At 70.0% G+C, this 12,421-nt stretch carries 13 protein-coding genes, 1 tRNA gene and 1 pseudogene; 6 read left to right on the top strand and 9 right to left on the bottom strand.

Features of this window, described 5'->3' with window-relative positions:
• Nucleotides 1-225, bottom strand: a pseudogene (locus ABFX51_RS30145) (transposase); the annotation flags it as partial.
• Nucleotides 226-284: 59 nt separating this feature from the next.
• On the opposite strand from ABFX51_RS30145, the gene ABFX51_RS30140 reads away from it, so the two are divergent.
• Nucleotides 285-461: a hypothetical protein gene (locus tag ABFX51_RS30140; protein ID WP_346055686.1), complete on the top strand. Its 177-nt coding sequence runs from the start codon at nucleotides 285-287 to the stop codon at nucleotides 459-461.
• Between the two features lie 452 nt (nucleotides 462-913).
• The gene (locus tag ABFX51_RS30135; protein WP_346055685.1) at nucleotides 914-2,251 is read left to right on the top strand and encodes a hypothetical protein; all 1,338 of its coding nucleotides are present in this window, start codon (nucleotides 914-916) and stop codon (nucleotides 2,249-2,251) included.
• A gap of 643 nt (nucleotides 2,252-2,894) precedes the next feature.
• Here the strand turns inward: ABFX51_RS30135 and ABFX51_RS30130 are convergent.
• The 3 genes from ABFX51_RS30130 to ABFX51_RS30120 all read right to left on the bottom strand — a co-directional run bounded on the left by ABFX51_RS30130 (nucleotide 2,895) and on the right by ABFX51_RS30120 (nucleotide 4,362).
• Nucleotides 2,895-2,967, bottom strand: a tRNA-Ala gene (locus ABFX51_RS30130).
• A 100-nt stretch (nucleotides 2,968-3,067) separates the two neighbouring features.
• Nucleotides 3,068-3,844 (bottom strand): DsbA family protein, encoded by a 777-nt coding sequence (locus ABFX51_RS30125; protein ID WP_346055684.1) that lies wholly within the window; start codon nucleotides 3,842-3,844, stop codon nucleotides 3,068-3,070.
• 5 nt (nucleotides 3,845-3,849) lie between these two features.
• Complete coding sequence (locus ABFX51_RS30120) at nucleotides 3,850-4,362, bottom strand: MauE/DoxX family redox-associated membrane protein (protein WP_091508782.1); 513 nt, start codon at nucleotides 4,360-4,362, stop codon at nucleotides 3,850-3,852.
• Nucleotides 4,363-4,431: 69 nt separating this feature from the next.
• Here ABFX51_RS30120 and ABFX51_RS30115 point away from each other — a divergent pair, with 69 nt between their 5' ends.
• Together ABFX51_RS30115 and hrpB are read left to right on the top strand one after the other, a co-directional pair.
• Entirely contained in the window at nucleotides 4,432-5,250 is an 819-nt protein-coding gene (locus ABFX51_RS30115) for a glutamate ABC transporter substrate-binding protein (protein ID WP_428832512.1), read from the top strand.
• On the top strand, nucleotides 5,247-7,607 hold the full coding sequence (gene hrpB, locus ABFX51_RS30110; protein WP_346055683.1) for an ATP-dependent helicase HrpB: 2,361 nt from the start codon (nucleotides 5,247-5,249) through the stop codon (nucleotides 7,605-7,607). Before ABFX51_RS30115 ends, hrpB begins: the two co-directional genes overlap by 4 nt.
• Here the strand turns inward: hrpB and ABFX51_RS30105 are convergent.
• A complete protein-coding gene (locus ABFX51_RS30105; protein WP_346055682.1) occupies nucleotides 7,550-8,386 on the bottom strand; it encodes an ion transporter in 837 nt (278 codons plus the stop codon). The two genes, hrpB and ABFX51_RS30105, sit on opposite strands and share 58 nt — an antisense overlap.
• Nucleotides 8,387-8,412: 26 nt before the next feature.
• Nucleotides 8,413-9,126: a dienelactone hydrolase family protein gene (locus ABFX51_RS30100; RefSeq protein WP_346055681.1), complete on the bottom strand. Its 714-nt coding sequence runs from the start codon at nucleotides 9,124-9,126 to the stop codon at nucleotides 8,413-8,415.
• 34 nt (nucleotides 9,127-9,160) lie between these two features.
• Between ABFX51_RS30100 and ABFX51_RS30095 the strand changes: the two genes are divergently transcribed.
• Both ABFX51_RS30095 and ABFX51_RS30090 read left to right on the top strand, forming a co-directional pair.
• Entirely contained in the window at nucleotides 9,161-9,367 is a 207-nt protein-coding gene (locus tag ABFX51_RS30095; RefSeq protein WP_346055680.1) for a hypothetical protein, read from the top strand.
• Nucleotides 9,368-9,964 carry a hypothetical protein gene (locus tag ABFX51_RS30090; protein ID WP_346055678.1) on the top strand — a complete coding sequence of 199 codons (597 nt, stop codon included), beginning with the start codon at nucleotides 9,368-9,370 and terminating at the stop codon, nucleotides 9,962-9,964. It abuts the gene before it with no gap.
• Between the two features lie 29 nt (nucleotides 9,965-9,993).
• Here ABFX51_RS30090 and ABFX51_RS30085 read toward each other — a convergent pair whose 3' ends face one another.
• The 3 genes from ABFX51_RS30085 to ABFX51_RS30075 form a co-directional block, all read right to left on the bottom strand.
• On the bottom strand, nucleotides 9,994-10,938 hold the full coding sequence (locus ABFX51_RS30085) for an alpha/beta fold hydrolase (RefSeq protein ID WP_346055688.1): 945 nt from the start codon (nucleotides 10,936-10,938) through the stop codon (nucleotides 9,994-9,996).
• A gap of 124 nt (nucleotides 10,939-11,062) precedes the next feature.
• Nucleotides 11,063-11,287, bottom strand: a complete 225-nt coding sequence (locus ABFX51_RS30080) for a hypothetical protein (RefSeq protein ID WP_091508799.1) — start codon at nucleotides 11,285-11,287, stop codon at nucleotides 11,063-11,065.
• Nucleotides 11,288-11,295: 8 nt separating this feature from the next.
• Entirely contained in the window at nucleotides 11,296-12,420 is a 1,125-nt protein-coding gene (locus ABFX51_RS30075) for an inorganic phosphate transporter (RefSeq protein ID WP_346055677.1), read from the bottom strand.
• Between the last annotated feature and the right edge of the window lies 1 nt (nucleotide 12,421).

The raw sequence follows: 12,421 nt of genomic DNA, 5'->3' as shown, positions 1-12,421 counted from the left end.
CTTGCTCACCGAGGCGCTGTAGATCTCGGCGAAATGCGCCGAGATTTCCCCGGTGGTCATTCCCTTCGCATACAGTGACAGCACGATCTCGTCCACATCGGTGAGCCGACGTTGCCGCTTCTTCACAATCTGCAGCTCGAACGTGGATTCCCGATCCCGCGGAACCGCGATCTCCACCTCGCCGGCCGCGTCCGAGAGCACCCTGCTTCGACGCACGCTGCGGCGACCACGCCTACGCCGAGGCGGCCTTCGACTATCTGTTCACCCCCGAACACCGATACCTCTTGGTAACGGCCATCAAGGTGCTGCGCGACATCGTCGGCGACCAGCTCGCCGACTCAATGGGGGAATTCGACGACCTGGACTTCAGCCGGGCCGCACCGACCATCCCCGACCGGTCCGCCGTGCAAACTGAGCACGCCACTCCCAAGCTCGCCCACGAGGCGCGGCCCGCCGAGTAGCGCCGTACCGGCAAACGGTGCTCGGGTTGCCTCAACGGGAGTGGAGTTTCTGCCGAAACCGCGTGCGGCTTCGCGGCAGTTGCGAGCGTCGACTGGAGATGCCCAACCAACGGTGCGTCACTGCTGAAGATCTCAAAGCACGTGACTTGCCAGGAGGTGAGACCCATTCACCTCCACGCGGACGAAGATCGACTTTCGCGCTGAACTCGCTGGTCAGGCCGATCAGGAGAGTCACACTCATAGGTGGGCCAGCATCGAGGGGAAAAGGCTGGCCCGCCCCGTCAACTCCATCGCTGCCGACCGGTGCGGCACTACCGAACCGCGGGATCACCGACCGGGGATGACAGCGTGTGGCGCACCCATTCTCCCTGTTCGAGGCGTCCCGGTCGACCTGGCGAGCGGCCCTGGGCTGACTGATCTGAGGCTCGGTGATGTCATGGGAGGCTACGTTGATGCCGCTGCTTAACGACATGCCGCTCGAGCGAACGAACCAGATCTTCCGCCACCCGATTCACCAGGACGGGGTCGGCACCCTGACGCGGCTGATCACCGCGTTGCGGCAATGTCGGAGTGCCCGGGACTTCTACGACTTCCAGCAGGACCTGCTCGCGCGAGTGCTGGAGGTTCAGGAACATCGGGCAGGGTGCCGGCGCGTTGCGACGCTGCTCCGGCAGGGCAAGGCCGTGCCGGCCGACGCCCCCGAGCTCAGGTCCGCCGACCCGGCGACCAGCGAAGAGACTTGGGACCTTGAGGCAGACGTCTGTGAACGGGTCGACCGTCAGCTGCGGTCGGTCGCTGATGGTCTGGCCTGGCGGGTATTCAGCTACGACCGACGCGTCATCATCGCGCTCTCCCGGAATCAGCATCCTGGCCCGATGGCCGGCAAGAAGGGCTTGGCCGCCGAACGCGCGTTCGTGACCAAGTGGTGGCGCGACGAGGGTCGATTCGTCCTGCTGCACGACCTCACCTCGTGCTTGACCATCGGCGACGCCACCTTGTTCAAGGAGATCGGCAACGACTACGAGGCGTATCTGCACGAGATCAAATCCGACCCCAACCGCACCGTGTCACGGCAAGCGCGCCGTCAGCGGATGGCCGAGGAAGCGATCCGCTCCGGTGGGCCGTTGCCCGGCGATCTGCCCGGCAGACTGGTGCCGCTCGACATCCCGTACAAGACGCACCTCAACCTGCTGGGCACAGCCTTCGACCTCGCCCACGAGCGTGGCGTCCAAGGGATAAAGGTTCCCGGCGGCCGGGCACTGGTGGCGACCGACATCGTGCGCGGCTACGACCTGTGGTCAGAACGCGAACTCATCGACCGGACGGCTGCCGAACACCTCCAGGCCGTCAAACGGGCTCGCATCCTTGATGTCGGGCACCTGGTCTACGCGCGCAGCGATGACCTCGTGGCGCGCTCGCCAACGATGCCGCCGTGGTCGATCTATCCGCTGTCACCCGCGTTGTGCACTCGGCTGATCACCGACTACGCCATGTACTTCGTCACGATGTCCAGCGAGCCGCTGCTTGCCGCGCTGGACGACGTCGGTCTCGCCGCGGAGTGGGTACTCCCTCGCGGTCAGGAAACCGTCCAGCCGGACGAGGTCGTGCTCCGCGCGCACCGCGGCGCTCGAACCATCGAGCTGCGCTGGGCCGAGATGCAGCGCCGACTACTGCTCGAGATGGCAGACCTCCCGATGTGGGCGAAAGGCGTCGCCCAGCTGATCGACCGCCACGACTCCGGACGGCATCCCTGGCAGTCGTTCAGCGACGAGTGGAAGGTATGGGCATAACCAGAGGGAGCGGCTGGCCTTACTCATCAGGCCGACGACGCTTGACGCGCGCGTAGATGACCGCTGACTTGCCGTCGCCGGGGCTGCGGCGATCCAGCTCGAACAGCGTGGTCGCGGTAATCAGGTCTCATTGTGGCGATCGATAAGTGCATGGAGTTCCCGGCGCTCCGGCGTCCACCCGAGCCCCTCGGGCCCCCTGATCGGCGACATGACGCCGATGATGCCAGCCCGGCCCCACGTGACGCCGTGACTTCCGCAGCCAACGTCCGGCACACAGGTGTCGCCGCCGGGTCCGCGGCCCTACACGAAACCCACCGGTCGACTACAACGTCACCCAGCCGCCAATCAGCTTGTCACCGACCGACCACAGCAGCATGTCCCAGAACCGCGAACCGCACCAAGCGACACCGCCGCGCACAAGCAGAACCACCGGCCGGAGCCCCTGTCAAAGAACACCCAGTCGGACGACCCCTCTGGAGCAGTTTTCGTGACCCCGTTTGAAACGGGGTCACGGCCCTGCTCCAGTTTTGCTCCACCTACTGAACAGTAACTGAAACCGAATCCACAATGGACGAATTTACGGCACACCTAAAAACAACGCCCGACCTGCAGAAACCGCAGTGCCGGGCGATCAAGAAACGAGTGGAGCTAAGGGGACTCGAACCCCTGACCCCCTCACTGCCAGTGAGGTGCGCTACCAGCTGCGCCATAGCCCCGTGCGGAGGTGAACCCCGCGTGGTGTGTGCCTACAGTACCCGACCGCCGCCGGCGCCCCGCACGGGGGGTCCCGTTACAGACCCCCCGGCGCGGGAAGCGTCAGGACTGGGACACGAGGTCGGTGACCCAGCTGGGCTTGGACCAGTCGATCTGCGTGCCGTTGTGTAGGATCGTCGGGGTGCCCTGGAACGTCGGGTCGGCCGAGATCTTCGTCAGCGCGGCGTTCAGGGGCTGGTTGTACGTGCCGTTGTCGACGCACGTGGCGAACTCCGGCGCGGTGATGCCCAGGTCCTGCCCCAGTTTGACCAGCTGCGCGTTGTCGTACCCGCGCTGGCCCTCCTCGGGCTGGCTGGCGAACAGGCTGTCGTGGTAGGCGGTGAACTTGCCCTGGTCCGCGGCGCACAGGGCGGCGTTCGCGGACGCCAGCGAGTAGCCCGGCGGGTCGGAGCGGTTGTTGAGCAGCGGGATCATGTGGTACGTGACCTGCAGTTTCCCGGCCTCGATCTGCTGCTCGATCTGCTGCCCGTAGGCCTTCTGCAGCTGCCCGCAGTACGGGCACAGGAAATCAGCGTAGATGTCGATCTTCGCGGGGGCGTTGTCGAGGCCCGAGACGACCGTGGCGTCGTGGCGCTCGTTCGCCGTGTCCAGCGCCGCGTTCGCCGTCACCGGCGCGATCGACTGGCCCTCGGTCTGGTTCTTCGACGAGTTCGTCCAGATCACGCCACCGACGACCAGCGCCGCGAGCACCACCACGGCGACGACCGCGACGATCGTCTTCCGGTTGCCGCCCGACGATCCGCGCGCCTGCGCCACCGCCCGCGCGCCGGCCGACTGGGCCTGGCGGCGTTTGCGTGCGGACCGCTCCGCTCCACCCACTTGTTTCAGATCCTTTCTGCTTCTTGCACGGCCACCGGCCGCTCACGACCGGAACGCAGCCAGCCGTCGACCGCGAGCCTCGTCCGCGACCGCACGATCAACCACCCCGCGAGCACGAGGAAGCCCACGTCACGCGCGATTTCCTGGGGGTACTGGGTCTGCCCCTGCGCCACCTGGCCACCGCCGCCGAAGCAGCCGCAGTCGATCGTCAGCCCGCGGGCCCACGACTGCGCCACCCCGCCGATGAACAGCACCAGCAGCACGGCCGAGCCGACCGCGGCGGCCCTGGTCAGCAGCCCGGCGAGCAGCAGCACGCCCAGCGCCAGCTCGAGCAGCGGCAACCCGGTCGCCACCGGGTGCAGCAGCCCGTCGGGCAGCAGCTCGTAGGCCTTCACCGCGAGGTACGTCTGCCCGGGGTCGGCGAACTTGATGGTCCCCGAGACGAGCCACACCGCGGCCAGGCCGAGCCGCACCACGGTCCCGACGGTGTCGAGTACGGGTTGGGAAGGCCGGAACACGCGCTTAGGCTATCGACACGTCCTGAGAAATTTGTGAGGTCACGCCGCGCGGGCGGGAAGGAGCAGCCGGTGCCGCTCGTTCGGGTGATCGCGGTCCTCCTGCTCCTGACCGGACTGGCCTCGTGTTCGTCGCCGGATCCGAACACGCTGCTCGGCAAGGCCGACAGCGGGCACCTGACCATCGGCATCCGCTTCGACCAGCCAGGACTCGCCGAGCACACCCTCGACGGCCGGTTCGTGGGCTTCGACGTGGACGTCGCCGAGTTCGTCGCCGGGCAGCTCGGGGTCAAGCCCTCCGGCATCACCTGGCGGGAGACGACGTCCGCGACCAGGGAGACCGACCTCACGTCCGGCACGGTGGACCTCGTCGTCGCCACGTACTCCATCACCGACAAGCGCAAGCAGCTCATCGCGTTCGCCGGCCCCTACTTCGAGACCGGCCAGGACCTGCTGGTGCGCCGCTCGGACACCGCGATCACCGGCCCGGAGACGCTCAACGGCCGCCGCCTGTGCTCGGTCACCGGCTCCACCCCCGCGCAGGAGGTGAAGGCCCGTTTCGCGCAGGCCGTGCAGCTGGTCGAGTACCCGCGCTACCCCGACTGCGTGACGGCGCTGCTCGCCGGGCAGGTCGACGCGGTGACCACGGACGGCGTGATCCTCGCCGGGTACGTGACGCAGAACCCCGAGCTGCTCAAGGTCGTCGGCAAACCGTTCTCGACCGAGCGTTACGGCATCGGCCTGCGCAAGGGCGACCCGCAGGGCCAGGCCGCGCTCGACGACGCGATCAAGAAGATGATCGACACCGGCCGCTGGGCGGACTCGCTGCGCGCCAACATCGGCCCCTCCGGCTACCCGCTGCCCGCCCCGCCCGCGGTGACCGAACGATGAAACTGCCCGACCTGCCCGTCCGCGAGGTGCTGGGCGAGCTGCACGACGCACTGTCCGCGCACGGCACGGCCGTGCTCGTCGCCCCGCCCGGCACCGGCAAGACGACCGTGGTCCCGCTCGCGCTCGCCGAACGCACGGCGGGCCGCATCGTGGTCGCCGAGCCGCGCCGTCTCGCCGCGCGGGCGGCCGCGAGTCGCATGGCGTCCCTGCTCGGCGAGGAAGTGGGCGAGACCGTCGGCTACTCCGTGCGCGGCGACCGCAAGGTCTCGGCCCGCACGCGGATCGAGGTCGTCACGTCCGGGCTGCTCGTGCGGCGGCTGCAGGGCGATCCCGAACTCCCCGGCGTCGACACGGTGCTGCTGGACGAATGCCACGAACGCCACCTCGACGCCGACCTCCTGCTGGCGCTGCTGCTCGACGTCCGCGGCGGGCTGCGGGAGGACCTTCGCCTGCTCGCGACCTCCGCGACCGTCGCGTCCGGCCGCCTCGCGGAGCTGCTCGGAGACGCGCCCGTGATCACCGCGCACGCGCGGACGTTCCCCGTCGAAGTCCGCTACGTCCCGCCCGCGCGCAACGAGCGCGTCGAAGCCACCGTCGCCAGGGCCGTCCGCACCGCACTGTCCGAAGGGGACAGTGATGTGCTCGCGTTCCTGCCCGGTGCGGGAGAAATCGCGAGAACCACGGCACTGCTGGGCGACCTGAACGTCCTGCCGCTGCACGGCAGGCTCTCCCCCGCCCGTCAGGACGCGGCCCTGCGCCCCGGTCCGGAACGGCGTGTCGTGCTCGCGACGGCCGTCGCGGAGTCGAGCCTGACCGTGCCCGGCGTGCGCGCGGTCGTGGACTCGGGGCTCGCCCGCGTGCCGCGCGTGGACCACCGCCGCGGCCTGCCGGGACTGGCCACAGTGCGCGTTTCGGCGGCCGTCGCCGAGCAGCGCGCCGGACGCGCGGGCCGCGAAGCACCGGGGCGGGCGTACCGGTGCTGGGCGCAGTACGAGCAGGCGAGCCTCCCCGCGTACCCCGAGCCCGAGATCCGCACGGCCGACCTCAGCCGGCTCGCGCTCGAACTCGCCTGCTGGTCCACCCCGGACGGGGCGGGCCTGGCGTGGTGGGACCCGCCGCCGGAAGGACCACTCGACGCCGGCCAAGAGCTCCTGCGCACGCTGGGGGCGCTGGCGGAGGGCAAGGTCACCGAGCGCGGCAGGCGGATGGCCGCGCTGGGCCTGCACCCCCGCCTCGCGCGGGCCCTGCTCGACGGCGCGGAGCAGGTCGGACCGCGCTCGGCCGCGGAGGTCGTCGCGCTGCTGGACGCCGGGGGCACGCTCACCGACGTCGAGGCCGAGTTGCGGAGGCTGCGGGACACGCGTGACGAGCGGTGGCGCGCCGAGGTCCGCCGCCTGTCGCGGCTCGTGTCCGCGGCGCCGGAAGCGCCCGACCCCGCGCTGGTCGTCGCCCTCGCCCACCCCGAGCGGCTGGCGCGCCGCCGCGAACCGGGTTCTCCCGTGTACCTGATGGCGGGCGGCACGGCGGCCGAACTGCCGCGCGGCAGCGGCCTGGGCGACGGGGAATGGCTCGCCGTCGCCGAAGCGACGCGGGATCCGGGCCGCGCGCAGGGCGTCATCCGGCTCGCGGCGCGCGCGGACGCCGAGCTGGCGGTCAGGGCCGCGCCGAACCTGGTGTCCGAAGTGGACGAAGTGCGCTGGGACGGTGACGTCGTCGCCCGCCGGGTGCGCCGCCTCGGCGCGATCGTGCTGAGCGAGAAGCCGCTGCGCGACCCGGACCCCGAGCTGGTCCGGCAGGCGCTCGCCGACGGGCTGCGCAAGGAAGGGCTCGGGCTCCTACGGTGGACGCCGGAAGCCGTGCGGCTACGGGAAAGGCTCGCGTTCCTGCATCGCGTGCACGGGGAACCGTGGCCGGGCATGTCCGACGAAGACCTGCTCGCCGCAGCGGAGAACTGGCTCGGCACCGCCCGCCGCCGCGCCGACCTCGCGCGGATCGACACCGTGCAGACGCTGCGGAACCTGCTTCCGTGGCCGGAGGCCGGACGACTCGACGAACTCGCCCCCGACCGGCTCGAAGTGCCCACGGGGTCCCGGATCCGGGTCGACTACTCGACCGGAGAGCCGGTACTCGCGGTGAAACTGCAGGAGACCTTCGGCTGGCTCGCCACGCCACGCGTCTCCGGGGTGCCGGTGGTGCTGCACCTGCTCTCCCCCGCCGGCCGTCCCGCCGCGGTCACGAGCGACCTGGAATCGTTCTGGCGCAACGGTTATCCGTCGGTGCGGGCGGAGCTGCGCGGCCGCTACCCCAAGCACTCCTGGCCGCAGGACCCGCTCAGCGCGGCACCGACCCGCCGCTGACGTCCCGCAGCAGCGTGCGCTGCGGCACCGCGGGCCAGCCGCTGCTCCAGCTCGTCGTCCTCGCGTTCGTGCAGGCCCAGCAGCACGGCCTGGCGGATCTGCTCGCGGTTCTCCCGCACCACCTCGGCGAAGAAGACGTCGATGCGCGGGTCCACGAGCACCTCCAGGATCACGCGCATCGTCGTGTCGAGCACGGTGCCGACGATCTCGTCGTGGAACGGCAGCCGCGACAGGCGCCCGGCCTGCCGGTCGGCCTTGAGCTTCTCGGTGATGATCGCCCGCAGCATCTCCTGGTGCTCCCCCAGCGACCGCGCGAGGTTCTCCGGGTAGCTGCCGGTCTCGACCACCTTGACCACCTCGTCCATGACCGCGACGGTGATCGGTTTCTTGATCGCCAGCACGATCGGCCGCGACAGCCGTTCCACAAGCCGCTGGGTGAACAGCTCGCCGAACGCCCTGTCCGCCGTGCGCGCGAGCCGCACCAGCACCACGACCACCCGCAGCAGCCGGAACCCGCGCAGCGCCGGGTGGGCGATCGGGATCATGCCGAGCACCTCGTACCAGTTGCGCAGCGGGAACCGGCGGTCCCAGCGGGAGCGGCGCCAGCGCAGGAGGAACTCGACGAGGAAGATCCCGCAGATCGCCGTGTCGGCGACGAAGACCCAGTGCGCGACCTCGGCCGGGTGGGGGAAGAACGTGACGTAGGCGAGCAGCCCGACGGAAACGATCGCCAGCGCGAGCATGGCCAGGTCGAGCGGGCTCACCCTCCGAGAAGTCATGTCCGCATTCTGGCCGAAGGCCCACTTCAGCGCGTCGTGACCGTGATCAGTTCCAGCACCTGCGGCCACGACAGCGCGAAGGCCTCGGCGTTCGCCGGGTCGCCGTGCCACTGCCGGTTGCTGAACCCGTGCCCGGCCTGCGGGTAGACGTGCACGATGCTGGGCCCGGTTTCGCGGGACTGCAGCGCGGACTGCAGGCGCTGGAAGCTCTCGTGGGGGACCAGTTCGTCCTGGCCGGGGTACAGCATCATCACGGGTGCCTTGATGCGCGCGGTGTGCTCGACGGCGTCGACTGTGTGGTTCGGGGCGGGGGTGCCGGGCACGGTGGGGTGGTAGGCGACGACGTTGGCGAGCCGGTCGTCGCGGCCGCCGAGGATCAGGGCGAACCGGCCGCCGAGGCACCAGCCGATCACCCCGGCCCTGGTGCAGCCGAGCTCGCCGAGCAGGTGGTCGAGCAGGCGGCGCTGCTCGTCGAGGCAGGTCTCGTCGTCGAGCCGCGTCATGCGCTCGTGCAGTTCCTCGGCGGGGGTGTCGTCGCTGCTCACGCCGTGCCACGGGTCCCAGGTCAGCGCGGTGAGACCGCGGCGCGCGAACTCGTCGGCCCAGTCCCGGATCTGCTGCCCGATGCCGGTGATCATGGGCAGCAGGAGCATGCCGTGCGGGGAGCCGCCCGCGGGCCGGGCGAGGTAGGTGCGCAGGCCGTCGACGGTGACGTACTCGGTCTCGATGTGCACTGTCATGCGGGAAACCGTAGCGAGATGAGATGATCGGGAGATGGACGACCGCACTCTCGCCGCGCAGCTCGGCAGCCTGCCGGAGGGCGTCGCGGCGCTGCCGGAGGCGCACCAGGAGGACCTCGCGGAGGCGTTGCGGGCGGCGCGGCGGCGGCAGGCGAGAGCACTGGCGAAGGCCGGGGACGAGGCGCTGCGGTTCGTCCCGGCGCTGCTGCGGCCCGCGGTGCGCAAGGCCATGGGGCTGTAGATGAGCTCCGACGCGGAGATCCGGAAGCTGGCGCGCGTGCTCGGCGTGGCGCCGGAGCGGTTTTCCTACCTGCGGGACGTGCCCGCCGCCGACCTGCGGCTGCTGCGGGATCAGGTGACCAGCGTGTTGTTCGACGCGCACCGCGGGGCGCTGGAGCGGATGGCGGGGGCGAGCAGGCTGCTGCCCACCCCCCTGCTGGCGCGTATGGCGGAAAGCGTTTTCGGGCCGGTGCTGTCGGCGCGCATCGCCGGTCTCGTCGAGGTCAGCCGCGGGGTGGACATCGCGAAGCGGCTGTCACCCGGTTTCCTCGCGGACGTGGCGGCCGAGCTGGACCCGCGACGCGCGGCCGGGATCATCGCGGGTTTCCCGCCGCCGCTGGTGGTGGCGGTCGCACGGGAACTGGCGCGGCGGGAGGACTGGATCACCATCGCGCGCTTCGTGGACACCCTCCCGGAGACGGCGATCGTGGCCAGCCTGGGCGCGATCCCGGAACACGCACTGCCCCGGGTCGCCGAGCTACTCGACGACCCGGCGCGGGTGCACTACCTCACCGACCTGAAAGCCACCCACGACGGCAGAGGCCGCAACAGCTCCTGATCCGTGATGTTCGCGCGGCACCGCGTGGGTCATGCCTTGGCGGCGTTCGCCGCGATGGCGTCGGCAATCCGGTTCCACGCACTTCCGGGCAAGGAGTGCCCCATGCCCGGGATCACCAGCAACTCGGCACCGGGCACCGCGGCCGCTGTGGCGCGTCCGCCGCTCACGTCGACCAGAGGATCGCTATCGCCGTGGATGACCACCGTCGGGAGCTTCAGGCCGCGCAGGGCATCGGTACGATCGGCAGCCGTCGCGTTGGCGGCGATGTGACGAAGCGTGCCGGCCGGGTGGTAGGCGCGGTCGTATGCGGCGGTGGCCCGGCGGACCAGCTCCTCGTCATCGGCCTCGATACCCGGCCCCCCGATGAGGCGGTGGAGTCTGACATCCGCGGCGATCGCCGTCTCGCGGTCGTCACCGGACGAAGGCACCAGGGCAGTGGGGTCGTCCAGGGTGGACTTTCCGACAGAGCGGTCGCTCGTGCTCGACATGATCGAGGCGAGGCTGTCGACGAGCTCGGGGCTGTCGATGGCGAGCTGTTGAGCGATGCCGCCGCCCATGGAGGCCCCGACCAGGTGGGCATGGGAGATGCCCAGCGCGGCGAGCAGGCCGGCGGCATCGGCGACCATGTCGGACAGGTGATAGCGCACGGTTGAGAAATCACCGTGGAGCAGTCCGGTGAGGTCGACGTCGCCGAGCTCATCGAGCCAGGTGGACAGACCGACGTCGCGGTTGTCGAAGCGGATCACGGAGAAGCCGTGGCCGGCGAGAAGCTCACAAAACCCGTCAGGCCACGCGAGAAGCTGCTCGCCAACTCCCATGATCAGCAACATCGGCGGATCACCGGGATCTCCGAACCTCTCGTAATGGATTTCGATACCGTTCGACTGGACAAAAGGCACGTTGGTCCCCTCTTGACCTGATGTGTCGCCGCTGTGTCGACGAGCCTCCTCACCGAGGATGACAGCGGACCGCACCAACGTCAAGAAAGAACGTTCTATCTACTACCCTGTGCTCCCGGTACCACCAATTCACCGCAACGGGCCCCGTGACACCGAGCTGGGTTCGCTCCGGTGTTCGCGAAGGCGGAACACCGCCTACCTAAGCCGCGACGATGAGGTAGATCCCGTACCCCACAACGGCCACACACACGGCGAAGCACACCACCGCCGTCGTGAGCCCGCTCCCGCCACTCGCCCCGGTCTCCCGCGCCGTGGTGCGCGCCGCGAGGCCACGCACCCCCACCGCGAACAGGCTCGTGAGCACGCTCACGGCGACCAGCGCGATCAGGAACACGCTGCCGAGGGCAGCCCAGTCGATCTTCATGGCGCTCCTCAGGCGGCCGCGGCGACCGGCTCGGCCGGCGACTCGTTGACGTTCTGCGCGGTCACCGGGTTGCGGCGCGACCACAGGTAGATGACCACGGCGATGGCGACCCCGGCCACGCCCACCAGCACCGTGCCGACGCTGCCGCTGCCCGCGACCTCCGCCGCGATGGCACCGACGACCGCCGCCGCGGGCAGGGTGAACAGCCACGCCAGCGCCATCCGGCCGGCCACGCCCCAGCGCACCTCGGCGAGCCTGCGCCCGACACCGGAACCGATGATCCCGCCCGAGCAGACGTGCGTCGTGGACAGCGCGAAACCGAGGTGCGACGACGCGAGGATCGTCACCGCGGCACTGGTCTCGGCCGCGAACCCCTGCGGGGTCTGGATTTCGGTGATCTTCTTGCCCATCGTCTGGATGATGCGCCAGCCGCCGAGGTAGGTGCCGAGCGCGATCGCGGTGCCCGCGCTGAGCACGACCCACAGCGGCGGCCCCGACCCGGCGGCGAGCGAACCGGACGCGATCAGCGTCAGCGTGATCACACCCATCGTCTTCTGCGCGTCGTTGGTGCCGTGCGCGAGCGAGACGAGTGAGGCGGACAGCGCCTGCGCGGTCTTGAACGTCTTCGACACGACGTCCTGCCGGGCGGACGCGGTGATGCGGTACACGAGGAACGTGCCGACCACCGCGACCAGACCCGCGACGAGCGGCGAGGCCACGGCGGGGATCAGGATCTTCTCGACGACCGCGGCGAAGTGCACGGCGTCCGCGCCCGACGCGATCCACGTCGCGCCGATCAGGCCGCCGAACAACGCGTGCGAGGAGCTGGACGGCAGGCCGAACAGCCAGGTCAGCAGGTTCCAGATGATCGCGCCGACGAGCCCGGCGAACACGACCGTCGGGGTGACCTTCGTGTCGTCGACGATGCCGCCGGAGATCGTCTTGGCGACCTCGATGGACAGGAACGCACCGACGAGGTTGAGGACCGCGGAGATCGAGACCGCGACCTTGGGCTTGAGCGCGCCCGTGGCGATGGACGTCGCCATGGCGTTCGCGGTGTCGTGGAAGCCGTTGGTGAAGTCGAAGGCGAGTGCCGCGACCACCACCACGATGACGATGAGTGAGGGGTCCACG

It is taken from the genome of Amycolatopsis dongchuanensis (genome assembly GCF_039542405.1).
Taxonomy (GTDB): Bacteria; Actinomycetota; Actinomycetes; order Mycobacteriales; family Pseudonocardiaceae; genus Amycolatopsis_E; species Amycolatopsis_E sacchari.
The sequence above is the reverse complement of the archived record's forward strand: the minus strand, read 5'-3'. Positions and strand labels throughout refer to the sequence as shown.

Coding starts and splice junctions, on each gene's coding strand:
- ABFX51_RS30135 (WP_346055685.1), top strand. CDS start 914: ATGCCGCTGCTTAACGACATGCCGCTCGAGCGAACGAACCAGATCTTC.
- hrpB (WP_346055683.1), top strand. CDS start 5,247: ATGAAACTGCCCGACCTGCCCGTCCGCGAGGTGCTGGGCGAGCTGCAC.
- ABFX51_RS30105 (WP_346055682.1), bottom strand. CDS start 8,386: ATGACTTCTCGGAGGGTGAGCCCGCTCGACCTGGCCATGCTCGCGCTG.
- ABFX51_RS30100 (WP_346055681.1), bottom strand. CDS start 9,126: ATGACAGTGCACATCGAGACCGAGTACGTCACCGTCGACGGCCTGCGC.
- ABFX51_RS30095 (WP_346055680.1), top strand. CDS start 9,161: ATGGACGACCGCACTCTCGCCGCGCAGCTCGGCAGCCTGCCGGAGGGC.
- ABFX51_RS30090 (WP_346055678.1), top strand. CDS start 9,368: ATGAGCTCCGACGCGGAGATCCGGAAGCTGGCGCGCGTGCTCGGCGTG.
- ABFX51_RS30080 (WP_091508799.1), bottom strand. CDS start 11,287: ATGAAGATCGACTGGGCTGCCCTCGGCAGCGTGTTCCTGATCGCGCTG.